The following is a 24,619-nucleotide window of genomic DNA, read 5'->3' as shown; positions in this document are numbered from 1 at the left end:
CTTACTCACCCTTGACTGCGTTCATAAGGCCCGTGAATTTGCTGTTCAGGAAGGTGAAGGAGCTCTGAAAGCGGATGGCGTTATCGGTGTAGCGTGCCATCTCCTCCTGCACCTCGACGGTATTGCCGTCTACCGAGGGCTGATAAGGATTGCGGAACATCAGCTCGGCGGCAAAATCGGGCTCGATAAATTCATTGCTGTGCCCAAAGGAGGTGGTTTCCAGCTCCAGGCTCATCGCGTCCTGCTCACCGCGCAGTACCGATGCGAAATCTATATCGCGGGCCTTGAAACCCGGTGTATCAGCGTTGGCGATGTTATTGGCCAGCACTTCAGCGCGGCGCGCACGCAGCAACAGCGCGTCGTCGTGAATACCCAGTGCGGAATCGAAATTGATGGCCATGCAGCTCTCCTTTTGGTTGCTCATAATGCAAAGCAAATGGCGTACCAGAGAGACAGAAAGCCTGAATATGGGAGCTGCAGTCGGATAAGGAGTGATGTTGGGAGTTAAAGCGGCAAGAGGGTGCCTCCCGCTGGCGGCAAGGACTGCCGCCTTTGCCGCCAGCGGGAGCAGGTATCAGATCGCCTGGTAGATAATACCGGGGCGACAGTGAATCATCTTGTAGATATCGGAGAGCCCTGACAGGGACTCTGACGCCCCCAGCAGCAGATAACCGCCGGGACGAAGCTGACGACGCATCTTGCGCAGGATCTCCAGTTTCACGTCGGAGGAGAAGTAGATCAGTACGTTACGGCAGAAAATGATGTCGAACTGTCCCAGGGCGCCATACTGACCGAGCAGGTTGAGGCTTTGAAAACGTACGCGTGATTTGATGCCGGGCTGTACCTGCCAGGCGCCCTCCGAGGTGGCGTTGAAGTACTTCTTCAACCGATCCTGAGAGAGGCCCCGGCTGAGCGCCAGCATCTCGTATTCACCTTTCTGCGCCTGCTGCAGAATCTGGGTGGAAATATCGGTGGCGAGTATCTCCTCACCGGCACTGAACAGGCCAGGATTAGAGCGTTTGAACTCATCGATCACCATACTGATCGAGTAGGGTTCCTGTCCGCTGGAGCAGGCGGCGGACCAGATTCTCAGTTTCTGGAACTTGCGCTCTGCCCCGATCTCCGGCAATAGCCGCTTGGCAAGAATTTCGTAGGGGTGAATATCCCGAAACCAGAGTGTTTCGTTGGTGGTCATCGCGTCGATGACGCTCTCTTTCAACGCTTTGCCGCCAGGGCGGCTTAGCTGGTTAACCAACTCCTTGAGCGATGCGCAGCCCTGCTCGCGCACGATTTTGCCGAGACGACTCTGCACCAGGTACTGTTTGTGCTCTGCCAGCAGAATGCCGCAGCTTTGCTCCAGAAAAGCGCTGAATTGCCGGAAATCCTCGGCGGTAATCTCGAATCCCTGCCTCACCGATAAACCCGCCGTCAGTTTTCACGGATCTGGTTGATACGGTTGACCACAACCGATGCCAGCTCATTGGGGTTGAATTTGGCCAGAAAGCCATCGGCACCGACCTTCTTCACCATCGACACGTTGAAGCCGCCGCTGAGCGAGGTGTGCAGAACCACGTGCATGCGCTGCATACGGGTATCTTCCCTGATCATTGCCGTCAGTGTGTAGCCATCCATCTCCGGCATTTCGATATCGGAGATCACCATCAGGAACGACTTTTCGACATCGATCCCCTTGTCGGCCATGTCCCGCAGCAGCTCCCAGGCCTGCTTGCCGTTGTTGGCGGCGGTAACTTTCAGCCCCAGGCTTTCAAGTGAACGCTGCATCTGGTTTCGGGCCACGGCGGAATCATCGACGATCAATACGTGGTAATCGATCGCCTGCTGACGCACCTGACTGCTGGCAACCTCTTCACTGACCTCGGTGGGCATCGGATAGAGATCGGCGAGAATCTGCTCCACATCGAGAATCTCGATCAGGCGACCTTCATGCTCAAATACCGCGGTGAGATAGTTTTCCGAGCCGATTTCGGCCGGAGGCGGCATAATCTGATCCCACTGAGTGTTGAAGATGCGGTCCACCTTGCGCACCAGAAACGCGAGGGTGCGGCGGTTATACTCAGCTACAATCAGAAAGCACTTCAGCTGGTCCTCTTCCGGGATCGCCCTTCGGCCGATCGCTGCAGACAGGTCCAGCACCGGGATGGTTTCACCGCGAATGTGTGCCATACCCTTGATCGCCGTGGTCTGCCGGGGCACCTCGGTCAACTCGGGGCACTGCAGCACCTCACGTACTTTGAACACGTTGATGCCGTATTTCTGCGAGGTTTCCAGACCGAACAAAAGCAGCTCAAGACGGTTCTGCCCCACCATCTGAGTACGTAGGTTTACACTATCCAAGATACCTGACATGATCGTTCCAAACCCCAAGGCCAGCGTAGTAATGCCCTATCGTAAAGCCCTGTATTCTCAGGACTCAGGCGTGAACTTCCGCAATTTAATACTATTTGGTGTGCTCATCGCCACCTTTGTGTTTTTTCTCCCGCGATCTTCTTTCGCGTCCAGCGATACCAACTCTGACATAGAGGCTCAGGTCAGGTCGACAATCGGGGAGATTTACCGCGCAAGACTACCAGATAGTCGCTTAAACGTAACAGTAAACCCCATTAACCGCACCCTTTCTTTGACCCCCTGCAATCATCCGCTCAATGTCGAACTTCCGTTCGCCAGCGGCGAACGCGTCACCGCCAAGGTCAGCTGCCAATCCCCCCGGCAGTGGAGCCTGTTTGTCACCGCACGGGTGCAGCAATTTATCGATGTGGTGACGGCCCGCCGCCCGATCCCGAGAAACAGCACTATTCAGGCATCGGCACTGACATTGTCAGAGCGTGATGTCACAAGACTCAGGGGCGATTACTTCACCCGACTCCAGGATGTCGCCGGACAAACGGCAAGAACGCCCATCGATAACGCCGAGGTCATCTCGCCAAGAGCACTGGAAGCCACACTGGCGGTAAAGCGCGGTGACCAGGTCAACCTGGTGGTGCAAAAGGGAGGTCTGATTATCCGGACCAAGGGAATCGCACTGGAGGATGGTCACCTGAATGAGCAGATCGACGTCAGGAATCTCCGCTCTGGCCGCGAACTGCGTGGCAGGGTCACCGCCCCCGGCACCGTCAGCATGGAATGATTCGCCTTGGCAACGTGGTCAGCCTGCCTGGTTGGCCCGGTTGCTGGCGGGGTTTATACTGATCATCTCAGGTATCTGAAAGTCGACTTTTCGGTACCTGAGGAATTTTGTCAGTTTTTTTTAGAATTTGCCTAAAGTTTCCGGCCGGCTAACCGATACCCTTAGCTGTAACAGATAAGAGGTACGTAAAATGGCAATCGATCTAATAGGTCCGTCCTCCACGCCAAACAGCGGCGGACGCGGCAATAAGGTCAACAATGAGCAGCAGAGCACTACCGGTAAAGCCGGTGGGTCTGGCGGTGCTCAGCCATCGGTTAATCAGGCTCCGGTAGACACTGTAAAAATCAGTGAAGCAGCACTGGCAGCTCAAAACGTTGCCAAAGAGCTGAAATCAGAGCCCGAGGTCAACAGCGACCGGGTTGCAGAACTCAAGGCCGCGATCGACAGTGGCGAGTACAAAGTGAACGCCGAGCGGGTTGCTGACCGGATGCTGGCGTTCGAAGACCTGTTCCGCTGAGCCTAAGCAAGCAACGACCGATGCCAAATCCGCAACTATCCGAAGAACTCTACCCCCTGATAAACCAGGGCGTGGAGCTTCTGCGTGAGCTAAACACACTGATAGCCGATGAGCGCCGGGCGCTGGAAAAGCGCGATCTGGAAGGGATCGAGCACTGCACCGAGCGCAAGGCGGAGCTGCTCGGCAGAATCAAGGACAACTTCAATACACGGCACGAGCTGATGACGTCGGCCGGTATCGAGTTATCCGCAGAGGGCTGGGACGCATTTATCGCCGCGCTCCCCGCCGAAGCGGCCACGCCGCTGTCTCAGGCCTGGAATGAACTAAGCACTCTCCTGGAAGCCTCGCAGCGGGAAAGCCAGATCAATCAGCAGCTGGTTCATCGCGGCCAGGAAAATACCGCGCGCCTGCTAAACCTGCTTCAGGGCAAGAATCAAAAAAGCGAGCTTTATGGCCGCTCCGGTTCTCGCAACAATTTCAGCACCCAAAGCCGCATCGGCAAAGCCTAGCCTCAGCACCGCTTTGTCGCTACAATGCGCGCCGTCTCCCCATAGTTCAATGGATAGAACAAACCCCTCCTAAGGGTTAGATCGGGGTTCGAATCCCTGTGGGGAGACCACATTCCTCTCGTTTTTTATACCTTCCCCGCCCTTCCGGCCACACGGCATCGACGGCGCTTAGCGCAGCAATACACCAAGCGAACCTGGCGGCAGACTCTCTACCGGCTGTTGACGCAACAGTCCGAACTGATCCAGACGCTCCTGTGCAGCGGTATCCAGTGGCAGTTGTTGTGCAAGACGTAGATAGCGATCGACCATTTTCAGACGCTCTGCACGCCGCTGGCTCGTATCCCGCGCCGATTCCAGGTAAAGCTGCGCCAGGTTCAGCAGCGCAGCGGGATAACGCGGGTCGTACTCGATAGCCAGACCAAAATAGCGGATCGCCTGAGACAGCTTGCCGGCCATGTAATGCTTGACCCCCAGTCGGTTAACCTTGGCAGCCATCTCAGAGTCTCTGCGCGTGCCAGCGGTTTCAGCTGCTGGCTCAACAAGGGTTTCGGGCTCCAGCATCGGCACCCTGTCACCGCTAAGCAGCAACTCTTCCCGCTCCAGGTCCAGGGGAATCTCCAGCGCCCTGTTACGACTGTCCGCCTCCCGCTGCAGGCGACCCGCCTCCTCCTCGTCGCCCTGATCCCGGGCCAGCTTGCCGCGGAGCAGCGCGGACCTGACCTTTAGCGCAGGCTCCTTCGGAAAGTTATATTCGGCGTTATTCAGCAGCGTCTCAAACTCATTGCGCAGATCGGTCGCCCGGCGCGGATCGGCATCTTTCATCTCCAGCCGACGCACGTTGGCCAGACGAAGGTAGGGCTCCGGTGAACGAAAACAGCTATTCCGCCCAAGCACGATGGAACGCCGATAAGCCCCCTCGGCAACATCCAGGGCCTGTGACTGGGTCGCCACACGCCCCAGCTCCATCTGCCGCGGCACTCCCAACGGTGCTTTCCGGGTCGCCTCTTTCAGTGTTTCACGGGCATCGTGAAGCAGGCCATTGAGCTCGTGTACCCTTGCCAGCAGGTCATAGGCGGCGATCAGCAGCGGGTGGGATTCTATCAGCCCAGTCAGCAGCTCTTTCGACTCTTCAAGGCGCCCCAGCCGCAGCAAAGCCTCGGCCATCAGCAGACCGGTATCCTTGTCCTTGTCTTTCCAGTATTGCCGCTCCAGCTCCTCGTAAGCCTGACCCGCTTTACCCAGGTTTATCAGGCAACGGCCACGCAACCTTATCGCCTGATCAAAGCAGGGATCCGAACGGGAGATCTTCTTACAGGCCTCAACAGCAGATTCCAGGTCACCGATCTCAATCGCTTGCTCCATGGGATAGAGCGAGCGCTTGCGAATTATCAGCTGATCCAGGCGCTGCTTGAGTTCTTCAATGGAGAAAGGTCGCGTCAGGAGAAAGTCGGGGCGACTGTCGATAGCGTGCAGCACCAACTCCTGAGACGCATCGGAGGTCATGAATATCCACCCTGCCGTGGGTCGGATAAAACCGCGATAACGCGCCTCTTCAAGAATCTGGGCACCGCTTACAGCATCGCTGCTGTTATGGCCCAGCAGAATAATATCGAACGCTTCGTCACGGATCAGGTCCAGCACATGATCGTTAACCGAGCTTGCCCTCAGGTTCTGGACACCCAGCTCTCGCAGCATGTAAAAGATGGTCGAGCGCATGTTGCCGCTACTATCGACAAGCAGCACACTCTTATCGGAATAATCGATTTTCGGCGGAGCCACTTAACTTTTCGCTCACCCTGCTGAAACCGGCACGCACCGGTTGCTGATCCAAATGACGGGAATTCAAACGCCAGTATACAGAGACTTGAAGCGACGACGAAACAACGGCGGGAGCAGAAAAAGAAAAGGCACCGATGTAGGGTGAAAACATGCGGTGCCTAAAGACAGTTCTATGCTGTAGGTACAGACTACTCCTCCCGCCTGCGGAGCGTTATGACCTGCGTCAATGGGTCGCCGCAGACACTAGCCGTAAGACCTTCGCCTTAAATGCAGCGGCGGGCTTTTGTAATAAAATAAAAACAGATGGGACAAACGGACAAATAATGACAACAGCCTACATAACCCATCCGGACTGCAGCCTCCACAACATGGGGCCAGAGCATCCGGAAAGCCCTATTCGTCTGCACGCTATCCAGCGCGTACTGGAACGCACAGGCCTGATCGAGCAGCTGCTGCCTCTTGAAGCCCGGCACGTGACGCCCGAGCAGATCAAGCGTGTCCATAGCGAGCTGCATCAAACCCGGCTGGAGATGAAGCTGCCGATAGAAGGCGTTGTCTACACCGACGAGGACACGGCACTGTGCCCTGACTCCCTGCACGCTGCCAGCCTGTCAGCCGGTGGCGCCGTTCTCGCCACCGAGCAGGTGTTAAGCGGCAAGGTCAAAAACGCGTTTGTCGGCACCCGCCCGCCGGGCCACCATGCAGAATTCAAAGCGGCCATGGGCTTCTGCTTCTACAACAATGTTGCCGTGGCAGCCGCTCACGCCCTCGCCCAGGAGGGGATAGAACGGGTCGCTATCCTGGATTTCGACGTGCATCACGGCAACGGCACCGTAGATATCTTCAAGGAGCGTCCAGAGGTGCTGGTCTGCTCCACCTTCCAGCACCCCTTCTATCCCGAGCGTTACAGCGAAATAGACCGCCCCAACATCGTCAACTGCCCACTGGCAGCATTCAGTCCCGCCAGCGAGTGGCGCGAAGCGATAGAGTCGCGCTGGCTGCCCGCACTGGATGCACACAAGCCGGACATGCTGTTCATCTCGGCGGGGTTTGACGCCCACAAAGAGGACCCGATGGCGGATCTGAACCTGGAAGAGGAAGACTACCGCTGGGTTACCGAGCAACTGATGGCTGTAGCCAACAAGCATGCCGGCGACCGCCTGGTATCGGTGCTTGAAGGCGGTTACAACCCGGTCGCCCTGGCCTTCAGTGTGCTGGCACATCTGGAAGCGCTTTCAGCCTGAGGTGCTGAGCAAAAACCTCGCGCCGATTGAGCCTGGCACTGCGGTTCTCAAACGGTTGTGACCGATCGCGACGGGGCGTCGCCCCCACAAAAAGCTATCGAACCCGTGTCGATGAGTCACGGGATAGAACGCAAAAGGGCTGCCAGATGGCAGCCCTTTTCTATTACGTCATTGCTAACAAGTTAGCCGACGAACTTGATCATGACACCGGCCGCTACCGCCGAGCCAATAACGCCGGCCACGTTCGGACCCATGGCGTGCATCAGCAGGAAGTTCTGCGGGTTGGCTTCGAGACCGAGCTTGTTGGATACGCGGGCAGCCATCGGCACAGCAGATACACCTGCAGAACCGATCAGCGGGTTGATCGCGTCACCGCCCTGCATCTTGTTCATCAGCTTGGCCATCAAGACACCGCAGGCAGTACCTATACCGAAAGCGATGACACCAAGAACCAGGATGCCAAGGGTTTCCAGATCCAGGAACTTGTCGGCGCTCAGCTTGGAACCCACGGACAGACCCAGGAAGATGGTCACGATGTTGATCAGTGCATTCTGGGCGGTATCGCTCAGACGATCCACCACACCACACTCACGCATCAGGTTACCGAAGCAGAACATACCCAACAGCGGCGCCGCATCCGGCAGCAGCAGTGCCACCAGGATCAGCAGCAGAATCGGGAACAGAACCTTTTCGGTTTTGGATACGTGACGCAGCTGATGCATCTTGATCTTGCGCTCGGACTCGGTGGTCAGCGCGCGCATGATCGGCGGCTGAATCAACGGCACCAGCGCCATGTAGGAGTATGCGGCAACAGCGATGGCACCCAGCAGGTGCGGAGCCAGCAGACTGGCCACATAAATTGCCGTCGGGCCGTCAGCACCACCGATGATACCGATAGCCGCAGCATCCTGAATGGAGAAGTCCATCACACCGGTCATGCTCAGACCTACAGCACCCAGCACGGTCGCGAAGATACCGAACTGGGCAGCGGCACCGAGGAACAGCGTCTTCGGGTTGGCCAGCAGCGGACCGAAATCGGTCATGGCGCCAACACCCATGAAGATGATCAGCGGCGCAGCACCGGAGGCAATAGCCACACTGTAGAAGTTATACAGCATCCCGTTGCTGTAGCCGGCATCCAGTGCCACATCGGTAGCCGCCGTGTGGGCCGAGTGGGAAGCCCCTTTATAGGCTTCCAATACAGCATAGGGGTCAACTGAGTCGACACCCAAGGCACCGGCCAGGCCCGCCAGCACTTCCGGCTTGGCAAAGTGGATCGCGTTCTCCACCGCGGAGAAAGCCAGACCGGCTTCCGGGATGTTAGCGAGAATACCGCCGAAACCGATTGGCACCAGCAGCAGCGGCTCGAAATTCTTGCGGATCGCAAGAAACAGCAGCCCCAGGCCGATCACCATCATCAGCGCCTGACCCGGGCCGATGTTGTAGATGCCCGATGCCACCCAGAGATCGAGTAGTTTATCCATTACTCACACCTTTTATGGCTTCAGGCCAGAGTGACCAGCGAATCACCAACCTGAACGGCATCGCCCTCTTTAACATCCACGGAAACGATGCTGCCCGCGCGTGCAGCACGCACTTCGGTTTCCATCTTCATCGCTTCGAGAATCACCAGCACGTCACCTTCCTGTACGGCCTGGCCGGTGCTGACCATGACTTTCCAGATGTTACCGGCCAGCGGCGCGGGGACTTCTTCACCCGGTCCAGCAGCCGGCGCAGCAGCGGCAGGCGCAGCCTGGGCAGCCGGTGCCGGCGCCACGTTGGAGATATCACCGCCTTCTGCGACCTGAACCACGTAGCTCTGGCCATTAACAGTGATGGTGTAGACTTCCGGTCCGGATTTTTTCGGTGCTGACATGGCTTTAGCGTCCTCAAGCGTCGGTACAGGTTCAAAGGCGTCGGGATTGCCGCGGTTTTCCAGGAATTTCAGACCAATCTGCGGGAAGAGCGCATAGGTCAGGACATCGTCGATCTCGCGACCGCCCTGCTCCAGCTTGATGCCCTTCTCAGCGGCGATCTCTTTCAGCTCGGCATTGAGCTTGTCCATCTCGGGCTGAAGCATATCGGCCGGACGGCAGGTGATCGGCTCACTGCCAGCCAGTACACGCTCCTGAAGCTCGGCATTGTAAGGCGCCGGTGCAGCACCGTATTCGCCCTTCAGAATGCCCTGAACCTCTTTGGAGATGGTCTTGTAACGCTCGCCCATCAGCACGTTGATCACAGACTGGGTGCCCACGATCTGCGATGTCGGAGTAACCAGCGGGATGTAACCCAGGTCTTCACGTACGCGCGGAATCTCCGCCAGTACTTCATCGAATTTATCCGCAGCGCCCTGCTCTTTCAGCTGGCTTTCCATGTTGGTCAGCATGCCGCCCGGCACCTGAGCCACCAGGATGCGCGAATCGGTACCGCGCAGCGAGCCTTCGAACTTGGCATATTTCTTCCGCACTTCACGGAAGTAATGGGCGATCTCTTCGAGCTGAACCAGGTCCAGACCGGTATCGCGGTCGGTACCCTTCAGTGCAGCAACCACGGATTCGGTCGCGGTGTGTCCATAGGTCATGGACATGGAGGAGATTGCAGTGTCGACACGATCGATACCGGCTTCAACCGCCTTGAGGATCGTCATGTCGGACAGGCCAGCAGTGGCGTGGGCGTGCAGCTGCACTTCCAGGCCGGTCTGCGCCTTGAGGCGTGAAACGAGATCAAACGCACCGTAAGGCGTCAGGATACCTGACATATCCTTGATGGCGATGGAGTCCGCACCCAGCTCTTCCAGCGTTTTGGCGTACTCGACCCAGTTCTCGACAGTATGCACGGGGCTGGTGGTATAAGAGATAGTACCCTGAGCATGCTTACCGGTTGCCTTGACCGCCTTGATCGCGGTTTCCAGGTTACGCGGGTCGTTCATCGCGTCGAAAATCCGGAACACATCGATACCGCTTTCAGCGGCGCGCTCAACAAACTTTTCGACCACATCGTCGGCGTAATGGCGATAGCCCAGCAGGTTCTGGCCACGCAGCAGCATCTGCTGACGGGTATTGGGCATCGCAGCCTTCAGTTCACGGATACGGGTCCAGGGGTCTTCGCCAAGGTAGCGAATGCAGGAATCGAAGGTCGCTCCGCCCCAGCTTTCCAGTGACCAGTAACCGACCTTATCGAGCTTCTCCGCGATCGGCAGCATGTCATCCAGTCGCAGACGAGTGGCAAACAGGGACTGATGCGCATCTCGAAGTACGACGTCGGTAATGCCTAGTGCTTTCTTTGCGTCGGACATGGGATTGGCCTTATCTCAATCTCGTTTATGATTATTTATACGCCGCTCAGGAGCGGTGCTTTTTGATGGCGGCCGTCATGACGGCAACCAGTTCGTCGTTTTTGGCAGTGGCGTTCGCACTCCCTGCAGCCACAACCGGCTTGCGCGCACTCGCCGCCTTGGGGGCAGGTGCAGGGGCGTACTTCATCACCAGCTTCGACATGACGCCCGTGGTCAGTACCAGCAGCGTCAGGAAGACAAAGACGAATCCCATACCAAAGGCCATCAAGCCGAGACCTTCCGATAACAGATTATCCATCTATGGGTGCTCCTGTTCGTTACATAACCCTTTCGCCCAGCGCGGCTTATGGCCGCCGCGACCACATCAATTGTGCAATGGCCAACATGGACGGATGAACCGGTCGCCGGTTTTTTCTTATAACAGAAGTAAACCAACGTAACCGAGCGAGCTATTCTATCCCAGACTCTATGGGTAAAAGCAAGATAGGAGAGGTTATGTAATTTTTTTACAGAAATTCGAAGACAATCAGTGCAATAGACGATTTTGCACCTTGGCAGGGAAAGATTATCAGCCGCCCGAAATCATCCAGAATAAAGGCTAAAACTGTCAAGCGACAAAGCGCTCTGTTCATTGGAGTCTGCGACATACAAACAAGATTTACCAGCTTTCCAGGCCCTGACTGCAATCGACACCGGAAAGATGACTCATCAATTTATTTGCCGGCGTCGCTGCTCAACCTTAAAACCCGCGCTCCAGACAAAAAAAAGCCGCTCACTTGGGAGCGGCCGGTCGGTATACACCGATGTTTGCATAACCTTTTTCCACCAGATGCTGGGCATGCATCTGGCTCATGACCCCTTTCTCGCAGTACAGCAGGTACTCACGCTCGCTATCGAGCGCAGTCACGCCCTGCTCCAGGTTATAGAACGGAATCTTCAGAATCTCGCAGCCGGGCAGGTTCAGCGGCTTACGCTCCTCTTCGTGAGGTGCGCGGATATCGATGATTACCTGATTCGCCTCGACACGGGTGAGTGCCTGGATCTCGGAGTTAATATTCTGGTTTTCCACAATCTCATCGATGGAGATGACTTCGGTTGCCTCGACGGCCCGATCCAGCACCTCATCGTCGAAAGCGGATTCTTCTCGTTCGACCCTGTCCTTGCGCGCGGCGGTGGTCGGCTTGTCCGAGATCACACCACAGAACTCCGGCATCGCGCTGGCGAATTCGAAGGCGCCGATCTGACGGCTGTATTCGATGATATCCGGCTTATCCATGGTGATCAGGGGACGGATCACCAGATGCTCGGCCACATTGTCGATGATATTGAGATTGGGCAGCGTCTGACTCGAAACCTGGGCGATACTCTCGCCGGTCACCAGCGCCTGCACCTTCATGCGATCAGCCACTCGGTCGGCAGCACGCATCATCATGCGCTTGAGCACCACACCCATGTGGGAGCGATCAACACTCTGCAGAATCTCACCAACCACTTCCTCGAACGGCACGGTGATGAACTTGACCCGCGCGGAGGAGCCGTAACGCTTCCACAGGTAAAGCGATACCTGCTTTACGCCGATCTCATGGGCATGACCGCCCAGGTTGAAAAACAGGAAGTGGGTTTTACAGCCGCGACGCATGGTCATCCAGGAGGCGACGATAGAATCAAAGCCACCGGAGATCAGTGACAACACCGGCTCCTGGGTGCCCAGCGGATAACCGCCGAGGCCCTGATGTATACGGGTCACGATAAACAAACGCTCGTCGCGAACCTCCAGGTCAACCCAGACCTCCGGGTTGCGCACATCGACGCCTGCAGCCTCGGTATGCTGACGCAGACCGCCGCCCACGTAACGCTCAAGCTCCACGGAGGTAAATTCATGATTGCCGGTGCGACGTACACGCACCTTGAAGGTCTTGCCCTTGAGGCGCTCTTCGTAGGCCGCACGGGTCAACTCGTAGACCTGATGAAAATCACCCAGCGGGTGCTGTTCCACCTCGAGAAAGGTATGAATACCGGGGATCCGCGCCAGGCCGTCCACCAGGTCGTCACGCAGACTTTCCGGCATGCTGGCCAGATCACCCTGGTAAACCACCTCCAGCTTGTCCCAGAACCCGCTGACCTTCACCTCGGGGTGAATACGACCGAGTATGATCTGGATATTGTTCTGCAAACGAGCGATCAAGCGCTTACGGACAGGCCGGCTCTTGATGGTAATCTCAGGGAAGAGCTTGATGATGAATTTCATGGGGGCGTTATGTGGGGAATTAGAAGTGGCGCGCCCGAGAGGATTCGAACCTCTGACCGCCTGGTTCGTAGCCAGGTACTCTATCCAGCTGAGCTACGGGCGCATGCCTGAAACGGAATGAACGATCAAAGGATGGCGCGCCCGAGAGGATTCGAACCTCTGACCGCCTGGTTCGTAGCCAGGTACTCTATCCAGCTGAGCTACGGGCGCACACTTGAAAGCCTTACCGCATGTTGTCCATTTAATGGCGCGCCCGAGAGGATTCGAACCTCTGACCGCCTGGTTCGTAGCCAGGTACTCTATCCAGCTGAGCTACGGGCGCTAAATGGCGGTGAGAGAGGGATTCGAACCCTCGATACCCAGGAGGTATACACCCTTAGCAGGGGTGCGCCTTCAGCCACTCGGCCATCTCACCTTGACAACGGCGCGTATACTACAAGACTGATTTTCAAAAGAAAAGCACTAATTGAAAAAAAACGCAGATGGGTAAAAATCGCTCACAAACCGACCTCTGCCAGAGCGTGACGAACTACCCATCTGAACTCAGTCCTGCTCTTCCTGGTTACCTTTTTCGCGCTGAATGCGCTGGTAAATTTCCTCACGGTGAACAGAGACGTTCTTCGGCGCATTGACGCCGATACGGACCTGATTACCTTTCACGCCCAGTACGGTCACTGTGACCTCGTCTCCGACCATCAGGGTTTCGCCAACACGGCGGGTAAGAATCAGCATGGGGGATCTCCTTATTACGTCCTGTGGGGGTGCTGACCTTTAGATACATTCACATTGCATCAACTCTGTACTTAAGCACAAACGCCAGAGTCTTCAAGCTTTTTGAAGTTCAGCGTTTGCTTATATGCACTATAGCTCAAAGGTCAGCCACGCGTTTACTCGCAGACGGTTTCCGCCTTGTCCAGGTTAAATGCGGTATGCAGAGCACGTACCGCCAGCTCCATGTACTTCTCAGCGATCACGACCGACACCTTAATCTCGGACGTGGATATCATCTGAATATTGATGTTTTCCTGCGCCAGGGCATCGAACATCTTGCTGGCGACACCGGCATGGGAGCGCATTCCGACGCCCACGATAGACACCTTGGCGATCTTGCTGTTGCCAGCAGAACTGCGGGCACCCAGCTCGGTCACGATCTGCTCGAGGATAGCCTGAGCGCGCTCGTAATCGTTACGGTGAACGGTAAAGGTGAAGTCGGTGGTCTGATCGGCACCGACGTTCTGCACGATCATATCAACTTCGATATTCTCGCGGCTGATAGGTCCAAGGATACGGGATGCGACACCCGGAATATCGGGCACACCCACCACAGTCAGCTTGGCTTCGTCGCGGTTGAACGCTATGCCTGAAATAACCGGTTTTTCCACAGTCTCTTCATCCTCTATTGTGATCAGCGTGCCCGGGCCGTCCTGAAAACTGGACAGCACGCGAAGCGGTACCTTGTACTTGCCGGCAAACTCTACCGACCGAATCTGCAACACCTTGGAGCCGAGGCTCGCCATCTCGAGCATCTCTTCAAAGGTGATACGCTCGAGACGCTGGGCGCCCGCCACAACCCTGGGGTCGGTGGTGTATACGCCGTCTACATCAGTATAGATCTGACATTCGTCAGCCTTCAGCGCCGCTGCCAGAGCCACACCGGTGGTATCGGAGCCACCGCGTCCGAGGGTCGTGATATTGCCCTCTTCATCGACCCCCTGGAAGCCGGCAACAATCACCACCCGGCCGGCATCCAGATCGGCACGCATGCGATGCGTTTCGATATCCTGGATACGCGCCTTGGTATGGGCGCTGTCGGTAAGAATTCGCACCTGGTCACCGGTATAGGAGCGGGCATCAACACCCCGCTTTTTCAGCGCCATCGACAACAGCGCAATGGTGACCTGCTCACCGGTGGAGACCAGCACATCCATTTCGCGCTTGTCCGGGCGCTCCTGGATCTCGTTGGCCAGACCGATCAGGCGGTTGGTTTCACCACTCATCGCAGAGACGACAACGACAATATCGTCACCGCGCTCACGAAATCCTTTGACCTTCTCCGCAACCGCTTCGATACGCTCTACCGAACCCACCGAAGTGCCGCCATATTTCTGAACGTATAACGCCATCTTCTCTATCTGTTCCATAGGGGCGCCCACGCAGGGGCGCCATCGCCAACTTACAGTGCCTGGGCTACCAGCTCCGGCACCGATTCCAGCGCGGCAGGCATGGCTGACTTGTCAGTACCACCACCCTGCGCCATATCCGGGCGGCCACCGCCCTTGCCACCGAGTTTCGCAGCGAGCTCACGCACCAGGTCACCCGCCTTGACCTTGCCGGTCAGATCCTTGGTGACACCGGCAGCCACGCTGACCTTGTCCCCCTGGGCCGTCATCAGGACAACGACACCACTGCCCAGCTTGTTCTTCAGCTGGTCGATGCTGTCACGCAGGGATTTGGCCTCGACACCTTCCAGGTTAGCCGCAAGCACCTTGATACCCTGAACCTCGATCACCTGGTTGAGCAGGTCACCGCTGGCAGCAGCAGCCAGTTTGGCGGTGAGTCGCTCGATCTCTTTTTCCAGCTGGCGGGTACGGTCGTTAAGATTACGAACTTTGTCCACCACGGTGTCGCGGGTACCTTTGACCAGGGAAGACAGGTTGCCTACAACCGTTTCGGTGTCGCGGAACCAGTTCAGCGCCGCCTTGCCGGTCACCGCTTCGATACGGCGTACGCCGGAAGCAATACCGCTTTCGGAGACAATCTTCATCATCGCGATGTCGCCGGTACGGCTGGCGTGAGTACCACCGCAGAGCTCCACGGAGAAGCCCTCTTCACCCATGCTCAGCACGCGAACCACTTCGTCGTACTTCTCGCCGAACAGCGCCGCGGCGCCCTTGGCCTTGGCTTCGTCGATCGGCATCACCTCTGTGGTTACCGCCGTATTGGCGCGCACCTGGGCGTTGACGATATCCTCGACCTGCTGCAGTTCGTCGTCGGTTACCGCTTCGAAGTGAGAGAAGTCGAAACGCAGACGCTCGGCGTCAACCAGTGAGCCTTTCTGCTGAACATGGCTGCCGAGCACACGGCGCAGCGCTTCATGCAGCAGGTGGGTCGCAGAGTGGTTCAGCGCCGCCGCACGGCGTTTTTCCACATCGATCTCGGTAGCAACGCTGTCACCGACTTCAAGCACGCCCTCTGCCACTTCACCGTGATGCAGGTGAACCTTGCCTTCTTTGGTGCAGTCAGCCACGTTGAACAGGCCACGATCCCAGCGGATCACACCACTGTCGCCCACCTGACCACCGGACTCAGCGTAGAAGGAGGTGTTTTCCAGCACCAGGGTGCCGCGCTCACCGGCACTCAGCTGGTTAACCGGCTGGCCGTCACGGAACAGGCCAACCACCTTGGTCCGGTCTTCAAAGGCTTCGTAACCGGTGAAACGGGTTTCGCCATCCACCTCGATGCGGGCGTTGTAATCCACGGAGAACTGACCGGATGCACGCGCTCTTTCACGCTGCTTTTCCATCTCGGACTCGAAGCCATCCATATCCAGAGTGACTTCGTGTTCACGGGCCACATCGGCAGTCAGATCAACCGGGAAGCCGAAGGTGTCATAGAGACGGAACACGGTCTCACCGGGCAGCACCTTGCCATCCAGATCGGCAATCGCCTGCTCCAGCAGGGACAGGCCGTTATCCAGGGTGCGGGCGAACTGTTCTTCCTCTTTCAGGATGACGCGCTCAACCTGCGCCTGCAGCTCTTTAAGCTCCGGATAGGCCTCACCCATCTCGGCCACCAGCGGAGCCACCAGCTTGTGGAAGAAGGTGCCCTTGGCGCCCAGCTTGTTACCGTGACGCACGGCACGACGCAGGATGCGACGCAGTACGTAGCCACGGCCTTCGTTGGAGGGCAGTACGCCATCGATGATCAGGAAGGCGCAGGAGCGGATATGGTCCGCGATCACGCGCAGTGACTTGGCAGTGAGATCCTGTACCCCCAGCACCTCGGCCGCGGCCTTGAGCAGGCTCTGGAACAGGTCGATCTCGTAGTTGCTGTGTACCTGCTGCATCACCGCAGCGATACGCTCCAGCCCCATGCCGGTGTCGATGGACGGCGCCGCCAGCGGCGTCATCTCACCATCGGCGGAGCGGTTGAACTGCATGAAGACCAGGTTCCAGATCTCGATGTAGCGGTCGCCGTCTTCATCCGGGCTGCCCGGAGGACCACCAGCCACTTCCGGGCCGTGATCGTAGAAGATCTCGGAGCAGGGGCCGCAGGGGCCGGTATCGCCCATGGACCAGAAGTTGTCTTCATCCAGTTTGGAGAAACGCTCGGGATCGGCGCCGATCTCCTCTTTCCAGATCTTTTCCGCTTCGTCATCGGTGTAATGCACGGTGACCCAGAGCTTCTCTTTCGGCAGACCGAGCACTTCGGTCAGGAAGGTCCAGGCAAACTTGATCGCATCACGCTTGAAGTAGTCACCAAAGCTGAAGTTACCCAGCATTTCGAAGAAAGTGTGGTGACGGGCGGTGTAGCCGACGTTCTCCAGGTCGTTGTGCTTGCCACCGGCGCGGACACAACGCTGCGAAGTGGTCGCACGGCTGTAGGAGCGCTTGTCGGTTCCCAGGAAGACGTCCTTGAACTGAACCATACCCGCGTTGGTGAACAGCAGGGTCGCGTCGTTACCGGGCACCAGCGGACTGGAGGGAACAACCTCATGCCCATGCTCGTTAAAGTAGTTCAGGAACGCCTGGCGAATTTCGGCACTCGTCATGTATTTCATCTGAATAAACCGTTTTCCTAGTTTCCTATTGCTGCGTAAACAGCGGGAATGTCTCTGGCGCAGCTGCCGAACTCAAACACCAGTGCACAGCCTGGTAATTCGATTAGCTTTTTCGCGCCCTGGCGCGTGCAAACACCGCAAAAAATGGCGGGACAGTATATAACGTGTCTGTTTTTTGTTCGAATACTTTTAGCGGCTGAAAAGCGGCATATTCAAGGCATTCAGCGCCAAAAACGTTCAGTCTTCGTTCACTTCCAGCGCATATCGAATCTCGTCAAAGCCGAATCCCCGCCCCTGAAGATGGCGCACCCGTTTCGCCTTCTCTTTCATATCAGTCACCGGGCGCCCTCCATACTTGCGTTCAGCCAGCTCTCGGGCCTGTTCAAACCAGTCCACCTCCTCCTCTTCCAGCACCTGCTCGACCAGTGCTGAAGCGATCCCTTTATTCTGCAGATCAAAGCGGACGCGGCGTTCACCATAGCCCTGGCCAACACGCTGGCGGAGGATCATACCGGCGCAGCGCAGATCGCTCTGGTAGCCATCCGCCGCCATTCGATCGAGTACTTTCTGCAGCAGAGCCTCTTCCACAACCCGACTGCGAAAACGGCTTTCAAGCTCATGACGGCTGTATTCACGCCGCGCCAGCAACTGGATAACAGCCTCGACCAGGCCCGACTCGGTTTCGATCAAGTTATCGTTTTTACTTTTTCGCTGGCCAAACATCGATCTCGCTACCTCCAGAACGCAGAAAAGGCCCCGAAGGGCCTTTTTCATTTTATACAGACGCGCAGCACTTAAATTCAGTGGCAATTAGAATTCAAGTTCAGCGTTCTTGTCAGCGTCTTCCTTGCCTGCTTCTTCTTTCGGCTTGGCCACGTTAAGCAGCTCGGCACGGATAGCGGTTTCGATCTCATCCGCCACTTCCGGGTGCTCCTCCAGGTAACGCGCCGCGTTGGCCTTACCCTGGCCGATCTTGTTGCCCTGGTAAGCGTACCAGGCGCCGGACTTGTCGATCAGTTTCTGCTGCACGCCCAGGTCGATCACTTCGCCCATATGGTAGATACCGGCGCCGTACATGATCTGGAATTCAGCCTGACGGAACGGCGGAGAAACCTTGTTCTTAACCACTTTGACGCGGGTTTCGTTACCGACCACCTCATCGCCCTGCTTGACCGCACCGGTACGACGGATATCCAGACGTACGGAAGCGTAGAACTTGAGCGCGTTACCACCGGTGGTGGTTTCCGGGGAACCGAACATGACACCGATCTTCATACGGATCTGGTTGATGAACACCAGCATGCAGTTCGCCTGCTTGACGTTACCGGTCAGCTTACGCAGAGCCTGAGACATCAGACGCGCCTGCAGACCGACGTGGGAATCACCCATCTCGCCTTCGATTTCCGCCTTCGGCACCAGCGCTGCCACGGAGTCAACGATGATCACATCAACCGCACCGGAGCGGGTCAGCATGTCGGTGATTTCCAGCGCCTGCTCACCGGTATCCGGCTGGGAGACCAGCAGCTCGTCCACATTCACGCCCAGCTTTTCAGCGTACTGCGGATCCAGCGCGTGCTCGGCATCGACGAATGCACAGGTTTTGCCCTGCTTCTGCGCCTGGGCAATCACCTGCAGGGTCAGTGTGGTTTTACCGGAGGATTCAGGACCGTAGATCTCAACGATACGTCCATAGGGCAAACCGCCTATACCCAGAGCGATATCCAGGCCGAGCGAACCGGTCGAAACAGCCGGAATCGCCTCACGCGGCTGGTCACCCATGCGCATGACCGCGCCCTTGCCGAACTGACGTTCAATTTGCGATAGCGCCGCATCAAGCGCCTTCTTTCTGTTATCGTCCATCACTCAACCTTTATCAAAGCCAGAGCTTTTATCGAGAGCCGTAAAAGCCGGATCAAAATACTGTATACCTGACCAGTATTATTCCAGAAAAAGGTTAATTTGCAACCTCAGTCGGGGAGATAGGCCAACAGCCCCTCAAGCGCCTGTACCACGGCCTGTCGGCGCACGGTTTCGCGGTCGCCATGAAAAAAACTCAAGCAGGTTACCGTGGGTTTTCCACGCACCGCCCAGGCCAGCCAGACCGTCCCCACCGGTTTCTCCGCAGAGCCCCCATCCGGGCCTGCGATACCACTGATCGCCACCGCGATATCGGCACTGGAGTTGGCCAGCGCGCCCTCTGCCATCTGGGTAACGACAGACTCGCTGACCGCGCCGAATTGCTCCAGCGTTTCCGCTTTCACACCCAGCATCCGCTGCTTGGCATCATAGGAATAGCTGACAAAACCACCCTCAAACCAGGCCGAACTGCCCGGTATCGCCGTCAGCGCCTCGGCCACCCAGCCGCCGGTACAGGACTCGGCCGTAATCGCCGTTGCTCCCGCCTTTACAAGTGCCTCTCCAACACTGCGCGCCAGTGCTTCCATACATCCCCACCTTTTTTCTGATTATGTGTCGCACTCTTCTGATTCGTTATTTATGCGACTTTAGTCGAATCAGTATATAAGCCACGTATCTGATGACCAGCCCCGCTTACCTGCCGCCCTCCGACGCCTTTAACCGCGGAAGCCGGCAAGGGACTTGTCGCCCACCCGCGCCGACAGATTACATTTTTGTCATTGTGCCCACCGCCGCACTGTTTGCTGGCAGAATATTGTCCAGCGGAGGATTAGCGTAGATGAAGATACTGATCGTCGAAGATGAGGAAAAAACCGGCAGCTACTTAAAGCAGGGGCTTACCGAATCCGGTTACGTGACCGACCTTGCCACCCGGGGCATCGACGGCCTGCACCTGGCCACTACAGAAGAGTACGACCTGATCGTGCTCGATATCATGCTGCCCGAAATCAACGGCTGGCACATTCTGGAAGCGCTGCGCAAACGGGGCGATGAAACCGCCGTTATTATCCTCAGCGCCCGGGATCAGGTTGATGACCGCGTCAAAGGACTGGAGATGGGGGCAGACGATTACCTGATGAAACCCTTCGCCTTCTCCGAACTGCTGGCACGGGTGCGCAACCTTCTCAGGCGCAGTCAGCAGACCGTGGAGCCCACCACACTCAAGATCGCCGATCTGGAGGTGGATGTGATCGGCCGACGGGTGGCCCGCGCCGGTCAACGCATCAACCTGACTGCCAAGGAGTATACGCTGCTGGAGTTTCTGCTTCGGCGCCGCGGTGAGGTGCTGTCCCGTTCACTGATCGCGTCCCAGGTCTGGGATATGAACTTCGACAGCGACACCAACATTATAGAGGTAGCGATACGCCGCCTGCGCAGCAAAATTGACGACCCCTTCCCCACCAAGCTGATCCATACCATGCGCGGAATGGGCTATGTGATGGATGAACCCGAAGCATCATGACCTCGCTCACCAGCCGACTGACCCTGCTTTTTGTCCTCGTATTCACAGCCATGTTCACGGTGCTGGGCCTGGTTATTCAACACAGCGTCGACCAGGAGTTTGAAAACCAGGATTTCAAAAGGCTGGAGGAGAAGCTGGAAACCGCTGCCCGACTGGTCGAGGGTCTGCAGAGCAACGGTGAGTGGGCGCTTGTCGATACCATCATGGATACGGCGCTGTCCGCACACGACAGCATCCGCGTGCGGATCGAGACAACACAGGGCGATACGCTGTTCAGCGACCGTCCCTTCAACTCGCCCTTCGATGCGGCTCAACTGCTGGCAGAGCCGGGACAGATAAAACACCGCAACTGGCAGGATGGAGAGACTGAGTTCCGCGGCGCGGCGATGGCGCTCTACGCGCCGCGCAGCCTGATTATCACCGCGGCCATGGAGACCAGCCAGCAGGCGGTGTTTATGCAGCACTTCTCATCCCGGCTGCTTAAAGTGATGCTTTGGGCCGCCCTGTGCAGCGGCTTTCTGGCCTGGTGGGTGACCCGGCAGGGGCTGGCCCCACTGCTCAGCATGGGCTCGGGTGCGAAAGCGGTCACCGCCTCCCATCTTGATCACCGGGTGCCTCTCGACAGCATGCCGTTCGAGCTGCACAACCTGACGAAGGAGCTCAACCGGATGTTCGAGCGCCTGCAGGACTCGTTCACCCGGCTGAATAATTTCTCCTCCGATATCGCCCATGAACTGCGCACCCCGATCAGTAACCTGACCACCCAGATGCAGGTTTCCCTGTCGCAACAGCGCAGTGCCGAAGAGTACCGGGATGTGCTGGCATCCAACCTGGAAGAGCTGGACAAGCTGTCGCGCATGATCGCCGACATGCTGTTTCTCGCCAAGGCGGAAAACGGCATGGAACTTCCCTCCAGAGAGCAGTTCAGCCTCGATCAGGAGGTGCTCAAGCTGTTCGAGTTCTACGAAGCACTGGCAGAAGACTACGAGATTACGCTGGAGACTCACGGACAGGGCAGCATAATCGGCGATCGCATCATGATCGACCGGGCCATCAGCAACCTGATCTCCAACGCCATCCGTCATACCCACCAGGGCGGGCGGCTCGACGTGAATATCAGCAGCGCTGCCGACACTGTCAGCATCAGCATCAGAAATACCGGCGACGAGATCCCGACCGCCGATATCCCCTACCTGTTCGACCGTTTCTACCGCGTCGACCAGGCCCGCTGCCACGCCGATAACGAAGGCACAGGCCTGGGGTTATCCATCACCCAGGCGATTGTCAGAGCCCACGACGGCACCATCGATGTCAGCTCCGGTGATGGCGTCACCTGCTTTACGCTGACCTTCCCGGCCGCGGATTAAACGCGTCGGTTTCAACCTCTTGCTATACCGGCACCAGGCTGGGAAGAACTCCCGGCCTATGCTGCATCTCATACAGAGTCTATCGCCTGGAGCCGGGCATCACCGGCTGAAAGAATATAAGAGCTGGTTTGAGCAATCCCATCCAAGGTCTCCCCCTACCCGCCAATAAGAGGCCGCGTTTTCAGTTCCATTAAAAGCGAATCAGGCTTCACCTGAAGGCGGGCAGTCTCCAGACAAACGAAAAAAAGGCCTCTTCCCATTAAAGGAAAGAGGCCCTTTGGTGCCAGTTGGCGTGAGTGCGGAGAGCTCAGTCAGCGTTACGCTTCAGCTCGATCTGACGCACTCGCGCGATTTCGTTACCAACCATGGTGATCTCTTTACCGCTGGCAGTGGTCAGGCTTGTACCCTCGTCCACTGACTTCACGAGACCAAATTCGTTTTCCACGCCCATTTTGCCATCATCGAAAACATACAGGGTGCCACCGTCCTGCAGACCATATTTCTCAACCGGTGCCAGACCGGCAACAGCAGCAGAGCTCATCAGGACAAAACCGGCAGCAATCAGTGTTTGTTTAATCATCGTCTTTATCTCCTTGAGTAAGTGTTCGAGAGCTATATTAAGGCCCCGGCACTTACTCAAAGCTGACGCCCAGATTACATAGCCGTAAGGTTTTAAAACGGCCTGTTTCGCGGTTTTTACCAACCGAAGCATTCATGCCACGGACTTTATTACAGGCATAAAAAAAGAGCCTGCAAAAAGGCTCTCTTTCAGTGTCGCTTGAGCGGTCGCGGTGATGCTCAGTCAGCGTTACGCTGCAGCTCGATCTGACGCACACGTGCGATTTCGTTACCAACCATGGTGATCTCTTTACCGCTGGCAGTGGTCAGGGTTGCGCCCTCTTCCACTGACTTCACGAGACCGAATTCGTTTTCCACGCCCATTTTGCCATCATCGAAAACATACAGGGTGCCACCATCCTGCAGACCGTATTTCTCAACCGGTGCCAGACCGGCAACAGCAGCAGAGCTCATCAGGACAAAACCGGCAGCAATCAGTGTTTGTTTAATCATCGTCTTTATCTCCTTGAGTAAGTGTTCGAGAGCCATATTACGAGCGCGCCACTTACCCAAAGCTGACATGAAGATTACATGACCGTAATGTTAATCAAACGCAGAAATAAGCGGGCTTACACTGGAACGGAGAAAGAGGAGCGGAGAAACCAGGAGCGCAGAAATAAGATCAGACGGGAAGAACAGAAGCCCCCGGGCGGAGGCTCCCGTTTAATTCAGGCGCTTAATTACAGGCCCGCTTTTTCATACACCGCGTGGGTCCAGGCGCCTTCCGGTTTCTTGGTGATAACCGGTGATGAATCGCCGCTCAGCAGGATATCCACGGTACGATCGAAGGCGGCAGGATCCAGGTAGCCGATCTCTTTCGGGTTACCTTCCAGCAGCTTGGCGATCTCTTTCGCCATGCGGATCTGGTGATCTTCGGTCTGGGCGCCGGTGTCGTCATACTCCAGCACGATCTCAGCGGCCTCTTCCGGATGCTCGGCGGCGTACTTCCAGCCCTTCACCGAGGCTTTCAGGAAGCGCGCCAGCTTGTCGACCATTTCCGGATCGGCCAGCTTCTCTTCGGTGGTGTAGAGGCCGTCTTCCAGCATCGCCACGCCCTGGTCTTCATAGCTGAACACGGTCAGCTCTTCCGGCGTCAGGCCGCCATCGAGCACCTGGCCATACTCGTTGTAGTTCATGGTGGAGACGCAGTCCGCCTGGCCCTGGAAGATCGGGTCCACGTTGAAGCCCTGCTTCAGCACGGTGACGCCGCCTTCGCTACCATCGGTGGCGATACCGAGCTTGGACATCCACGCCAGGAACGGATACTCGTTACCGAAGAACCAGACGCCGAGGGTTTTATCCGTCACGTCCATCGGCTGCTCGATACCTGAGGATTTCAGGCAGGTCAGCATCATGCCGGACTTGTTGAAGATCTGGCCGATGTTTACCAGCGGAAGCCCCTTCTCACGGGACGCCAGCGCCGCCGGCATCCACTCTACGATCACGTCGGCGCCACCACCGGCGATCACCTGCGGCGGCGCGATATCCGGGCCACCCGGCTTCACGGTCATATCCAGGCCTTCCTCTTCGTAGAAGCCCTTATCCAGCGCCACGTAGTAACCGCCGAACTGCGCCTGGGTCACCCATTTCAGCTGCAGCGTCAGCGGATCCGCCGCCTGTACTGCAGTGGTAGACAGCGCCGAAAAAGCCAGCGTACATCCTGCAATCAGAGAACTGATGTTTTTCTTCATCCTGTGTAGCTCCTGCTTTGACAAACCGTTTTTGGACTATCTGTTTT

23 protein-coding genes and 5 tRNA genes are annotated in these 24,619 nt (G+C 57.1%); 7 read left to right on the top strand and 21 right to left on the bottom strand.

The window, feature by feature from the left end:
• Position 1: 1 nt before the first annotated feature.
• The 3 genes from flgB to ACQUQP_RS04955 all read right to left on the bottom strand — a co-directional run bounded on the left by flgB (position 2) and on the right by ACQUQP_RS04955 (position 2,367).
• Complete coding sequence (flgB, locus tag ACQUQP_RS04965) at positions 2–400, bottom strand: flagellar basal body rod protein FlgB (protein ID WP_432697697.1); 399 nt, start codon at positions 398–400, stop codon at positions 2–4.
• A gap of 174 nt (positions 401–574) precedes the next feature.
• Entirely contained in the window at positions 575–1,414 is an 840-nt protein-coding gene (locus ACQUQP_RS04960) for a CheR family methyltransferase (RefSeq protein WP_432697696.1), read from the bottom strand.
• 14 nt (positions 1,415–1,428) lie between these two features.
• On the bottom strand, positions 1,429–2,367 hold the full coding sequence (locus ACQUQP_RS04955) for a chemotaxis protein CheV (protein WP_432697695.1): 939 nt from the start codon (positions 2,365–2,367) through the stop codon (positions 1,429–1,431).
• Between ACQUQP_RS04955 and flgA the strand changes: the two genes are divergently transcribed.
• The 4 genes from flgA (at position 2,366) to ACQUQP_RS04935 (ending at position 4,281) form a co-directional block, all read left to right on the top strand.
• Positions 2,366–3,145, top strand: a complete 780-nt coding sequence (flgA, locus tag ACQUQP_RS04950) for a flagellar basal body P-ring formation chaperone FlgA (protein WP_432697694.1) — start codon at positions 2,366–2,368, stop codon at positions 3,143–3,145. The two genes, ACQUQP_RS04955 and flgA, sit on opposite strands and share 2 nt — an antisense overlap.
• Before the next feature lie 190 nt (positions 3,146–3,335).
• The gene (gene flgM, locus ACQUQP_RS04945) at positions 3,336–3,662 is read left to right on the top strand and encodes a flagellar biosynthesis anti-sigma factor FlgM (RefSeq protein WP_432697693.1); all 327 of its coding nucleotides are present in this window, start codon (positions 3,336–3,338) and stop codon (positions 3,660–3,662) included.
• A 20-nt stretch (positions 3,663–3,682) separates the two neighbouring features.
• Positions 3,683–4,171, top strand: a complete 489-nt coding sequence (locus tag ACQUQP_RS04940; RefSeq protein ID WP_432697692.1) for a flagella synthesis protein FlgN — start codon at positions 3,683–3,685, stop codon at positions 4,169–4,171.
• Between the two features lie 35 nt (positions 4,172–4,206).
• Positions 4,207–4,281 (top strand) — tRNA-Arg (locus ACQUQP_RS04935).
• A 58-nt stretch (positions 4,282–4,339) separates the two neighbouring features.
• Here ACQUQP_RS04935 and ACQUQP_RS04930 read toward each other — a convergent pair.
• Positions 4,340–5,950 carry a tetratricopeptide repeat protein gene (locus ACQUQP_RS04930; protein ID WP_432697691.1) on the bottom strand — a complete coding sequence of 537 codons (1,611 nt, stop codon included), beginning with the start codon at positions 5,948–5,950 and terminating at the stop codon, positions 4,340–4,342.
• A 323-nt stretch (positions 5,951–6,273) separates the two neighbouring features.
• Between ACQUQP_RS04930 and ACQUQP_RS04925 the strand changes: the two genes are divergently transcribed.
• On the top strand, positions 6,274–7,194 hold the full coding sequence (locus ACQUQP_RS04925) for a histone deacetylase family protein (RefSeq protein WP_432697690.1): 921 nt from the start codon (positions 6,274–6,276) through the stop codon (positions 7,192–7,194).
• Positions 7,195–7,376: 182 nt separating this feature from the next.
• Here ACQUQP_RS04925 and ACQUQP_RS04920 read toward each other — a convergent pair whose 3' ends face one another.
• The 14 genes from ACQUQP_RS04920 to ACQUQP_RS04855 all read right to left on the bottom strand — a co-directional run bounded on the left by ACQUQP_RS04920 (position 7,377) and on the right by ACQUQP_RS04855 (position 19,961).
• Positions 7,377–8,678, bottom strand: coding sequence for a sodium ion-translocating decarboxylase subunit beta (locus tag ACQUQP_RS04920; RefSeq protein WP_432697689.1), 1,302 nt, complete (start codon positions 8,676–8,678; stop codon positions 7,377–7,379).
• Positions 8,679–8,698: 20 nt separating this feature from the next.
• Positions 8,699–10,489 (bottom strand): sodium-extruding oxaloacetate decarboxylase subunit alpha, encoded by a 1,791-nt coding sequence (gene oadA, locus ACQUQP_RS04915; protein WP_432697688.1) that lies wholly within the window; start codon positions 10,487–10,489, stop codon positions 8,699–8,701.
• 46 nt (positions 10,490–10,535) lie between these two features.
• The gene (locus tag ACQUQP_RS04910; protein WP_432697687.1) at positions 10,536–10,787 is read right to left on the bottom strand and encodes an OadG family protein; all 252 of its coding nucleotides are present in this window, start codon (positions 10,785–10,787) and stop codon (positions 10,536–10,538) included.
• A gap of 474 nt (positions 10,788–11,261) precedes the next feature.
• Complete coding sequence (gene thiI, locus ACQUQP_RS04905; protein ID WP_432697686.1) at positions 11,262–12,737, bottom strand: tRNA uracil 4-sulfurtransferase ThiI; 1,476 nt, start codon at positions 12,735–12,737, stop codon at positions 11,262–11,264.
• 26 nt (positions 12,738–12,763) lie between these two features.
• Positions 12,764–12,840, bottom strand: a tRNA-Arg gene (locus ACQUQP_RS04900).
• Between the two features lie 30 nt (positions 12,841–12,870).
• Positions 12,871–12,947 (bottom strand) — tRNA-Arg (locus ACQUQP_RS04895).
• 35 nt (positions 12,948–12,982) lie between these two features.
• A tRNA-Arg gene (locus tag ACQUQP_RS04890) sits at positions 12,983–13,059 on the bottom strand.
• Positions 13,060–13,063: 4 nt separating this feature from the next.
• A tRNA-Ser gene (locus ACQUQP_RS04885) sits at positions 13,064–13,152 on the bottom strand.
• A 128-nt stretch (positions 13,153–13,280) separates the two neighbouring features.
• The gene (csrA, locus tag ACQUQP_RS04880; RefSeq protein ID WP_432697685.1) at positions 13,281–13,469 is read right to left on the bottom strand and encodes a carbon storage regulator CsrA; all 189 of its coding nucleotides are present in this window, start codon (positions 13,467–13,469) and stop codon (positions 13,281–13,283) included.
• A gap of 155 nt (positions 13,470–13,624) precedes the next feature.
• Positions 13,625–14,860 carry an aspartate kinase gene (locus ACQUQP_RS04875; RefSeq protein ID WP_432698676.1) on the bottom strand — a complete coding sequence of 412 codons (1,236 nt, stop codon included), beginning with the start codon at positions 14,858–14,860 and terminating at the stop codon, positions 13,625–13,627.
• A 50-nt stretch (positions 14,861–14,910) separates the two neighbouring features.
• Positions 14,911–17,508 carry an alanine--tRNA ligase gene (gene alaS, locus ACQUQP_RS04870; protein ID WP_432698675.1) on the bottom strand — a complete coding sequence of 866 codons (2,598 nt, stop codon included), beginning with the start codon at positions 17,506–17,508 and terminating at the stop codon, positions 14,911–14,913.
• 246 nt (positions 17,509–17,754) lie between these two features.
• Positions 17,755–18,240, bottom strand: coding sequence for a regulatory protein RecX (locus ACQUQP_RS04865; protein ID WP_432697684.1), 486 nt, complete (start codon positions 18,238–18,240; stop codon positions 17,755–17,757).
• A gap of 87 nt (positions 18,241–18,327) precedes the next feature.
• Positions 18,328–19,377 carry a recombinase RecA gene (gene recA / locus ACQUQP_RS04860; RefSeq protein WP_132290895.1) on the bottom strand — a complete coding sequence of 350 codons (1,050 nt, stop codon included), beginning with the start codon at positions 19,375–19,377 and terminating at the stop codon, positions 18,328–18,330.
• A gap of 107 nt (positions 19,378–19,484) precedes the next feature.
• The gene (locus ACQUQP_RS04855; RefSeq protein WP_432697683.1) at positions 19,485–19,961 is read right to left on the bottom strand and encodes a CinA family protein; all 477 of its coding nucleotides are present in this window, start codon (positions 19,959–19,961) and stop codon (positions 19,485–19,487) included.
• A 251-nt stretch (positions 19,962–20,212) separates the two neighbouring features.
• On the opposite strand from ACQUQP_RS04855, the gene ACQUQP_RS04850 reads away from it, so the two are divergent.
• Positions 20,213–20,896 (top strand): heavy metal response regulator transcription factor, encoded by a 684-nt coding sequence (locus ACQUQP_RS04850; protein ID WP_432697682.1) that lies wholly within the window; start codon positions 20,213–20,215, stop codon positions 20,894–20,896.
• Entirely contained in the window at positions 20,893–22,263 is a 1,371-nt protein-coding gene (locus ACQUQP_RS04845; protein WP_432697681.1) for a heavy metal sensor histidine kinase, read from the top strand. Before ACQUQP_RS04850 ends, ACQUQP_RS04845 begins: the two co-directional genes overlap by 4 nt.
• A 307-nt stretch (positions 22,264–22,570) precedes the next feature.
• Here the strand turns inward: ACQUQP_RS04845 and ACQUQP_RS04840 are convergent, their stop codons facing one another.
• The 3 genes from ACQUQP_RS04840 to ACQUQP_RS04830 all read right to left on the bottom strand — a co-directional run bounded on the left by ACQUQP_RS04840 (position 22,571) and on the right by ACQUQP_RS04830 (position 24,572).
• Complete coding sequence (locus ACQUQP_RS04840; protein WP_432697680.1) at positions 22,571–22,843, bottom strand: CopK family periplasmic copper-binding protein; 273 nt, start codon at positions 22,841–22,843, stop codon at positions 22,571–22,573.
• A 218-nt stretch (positions 22,844–23,061) separates the two neighbouring features.
• On the bottom strand, positions 23,062–23,334 hold the full coding sequence (locus tag ACQUQP_RS04835) for a CopK family periplasmic copper-binding protein (protein WP_432697679.1): 273 nt from the start codon (positions 23,332–23,334) through the stop codon (positions 23,062–23,064).
• A gap of 227 nt (positions 23,335–23,561) precedes the next feature.
• Positions 23,562–24,572 carry an ABC transporter substrate-binding protein gene (locus ACQUQP_RS04830; RefSeq protein WP_432697678.1) on the bottom strand — a complete coding sequence of 337 codons (1,011 nt, stop codon included), beginning with the start codon at positions 24,570–24,572 and terminating at the stop codon, positions 23,562–23,564.
• Positions 24,573–24,619: the final 47 nt, after the last annotated feature.

Source organism: Marinobacterium sp. YM272 (assembly GCF_050908845.1).
Lineage (GTDB): Bacteria > Pseudomonadota > Gammaproteobacteria > Pseudomonadales > Balneatricaceae > Marinobacterium_D.
The sequence above is the reverse complement of the archived record's forward strand: the minus strand, read 5'-3'. Positions and strand labels throughout refer to the sequence as shown.

Excerpts from the sequence above, each read along its gene's own strand:
- flgB (WP_432697697.1), bottom strand. The coding sequence starts at position 400 with ATGGCCATCAATTTCGATTCCGCACTGGGTATTCACGACGACGCGCTG.
- flgA (WP_432697694.1), top strand. The coding sequence starts at position 2,366 with ATGATCGTTCCAAACCCCAAGGCCAGCGTAGTAATGCCCTATCGTAAA.
- ACQUQP_RS04955 (WP_432697695.1), bottom strand. The coding sequence starts at position 2,367 with ATGTCAGGTATCTTGGATAGTGTAAACCTACGTACTCAGATGGTGGGG.
- flgM (WP_432697693.1), top strand. The coding sequence starts at position 3,336 with ATGGCAATCGATCTAATAGGTCCGTCCTCCACGCCAAACAGCGGCGGA.
- ACQUQP_RS04940 (WP_432697692.1), top strand. The coding sequence starts at position 3,683 with ATGCCAAATCCGCAACTATCCGAAGAACTCTACCCCCTGATAAACCAG.
- ACQUQP_RS04925 (WP_432697690.1), top strand. The coding sequence starts at position 6,274 with ATGACAACAGCCTACATAACCCATCCGGACTGCAGCCTCCACAACATG.
- ACQUQP_RS04920 (WP_432697689.1), bottom strand. The coding sequence starts at position 8,678 with ATGGATAAACTACTCGATCTCTGGGTGGCATCGGGCATCTACAACATC.
- oadA (WP_432697688.1), bottom strand. The coding sequence starts at position 10,489 with ATGTCCGACGCAAAGAAAGCACTAGGCATTACCGACGTCGTACTTCGA.
- ACQUQP_RS04910 (WP_432697687.1), bottom strand. The coding sequence starts at position 10,787 with ATGGATAATCTGTTATCGGAAGGTCTCGGCTTGATGGCCTTTGGTATG.
- thiI (WP_432697686.1), bottom strand. The coding sequence starts at position 12,737 with ATGAAATTCATCATCAAGCTCTTCCCTGAGATTACCATCAAGAGCCGG.
- csrA (WP_432697685.1), bottom strand. The coding sequence starts at position 13,469 with ATGCTGATTCTTACCCGCCGTGTTGGCGAAACCCTGATGGTCGGAGAC.
- ACQUQP_RS04875 (WP_432698676.1), bottom strand. The coding sequence starts at position 14,860 with ATGGCGTTATACGTTCAGAAATATGGCGGCACTTCGGTGGGTTCGGTA.
- alaS (WP_432698675.1), bottom strand. The coding sequence starts at position 17,508 with ATGACGAGTGCCGAAATTCGCCAGGCGTTCCTGAACTACTTTAACGAG.
- ACQUQP_RS04865 (WP_432697684.1), bottom strand. The coding sequence starts at position 18,240 with ATGTTTGGCCAGCGAAAAAGTAAAAACGATAACTTGATCGAAACCGAG.
- recA (WP_132290895.1), bottom strand. The coding sequence starts at position 19,377 with ATGGACGATAACAGAAAGAAGGCGCTTGATGCGGCGCTATCGCAAATT.
- ACQUQP_RS04855 (WP_432697683.1), bottom strand. The coding sequence starts at position 19,961 with ATGGAAGCACTGGCGCGCAGTGTTGGAGAGGCACTTGTAAAGGCGGGA.
- ACQUQP_RS04850 (WP_432697682.1), top strand. The coding sequence starts at position 20,213 with ATGAAGATACTGATCGTCGAAGATGAGGAAAAAACCGGCAGCTACTTA.
- ACQUQP_RS04845 (WP_432697681.1), top strand. The coding sequence starts at position 20,893 with ATGACCTCGCTCACCAGCCGACTGACCCTGCTTTTTGTCCTCGTATTC.
- ACQUQP_RS04840 (WP_432697680.1), bottom strand. The coding sequence starts at position 22,843 with ATGATTAAACAAACACTGATTGCTGCCGGTTTTGTCCTGATGAGCTCT.
- ACQUQP_RS04835 (WP_432697679.1), bottom strand. The coding sequence starts at position 23,334 with ATGATTAAACAAACACTGATTGCTGCCGGTTTTGTCCTGATGAGCTCT.
- ACQUQP_RS04830 (WP_432697678.1), bottom strand. The coding sequence starts at position 24,572 with ATGAAGAAAAACATCAGTTCTCTGATTGCAGGATGTACGCTGGCTTTT.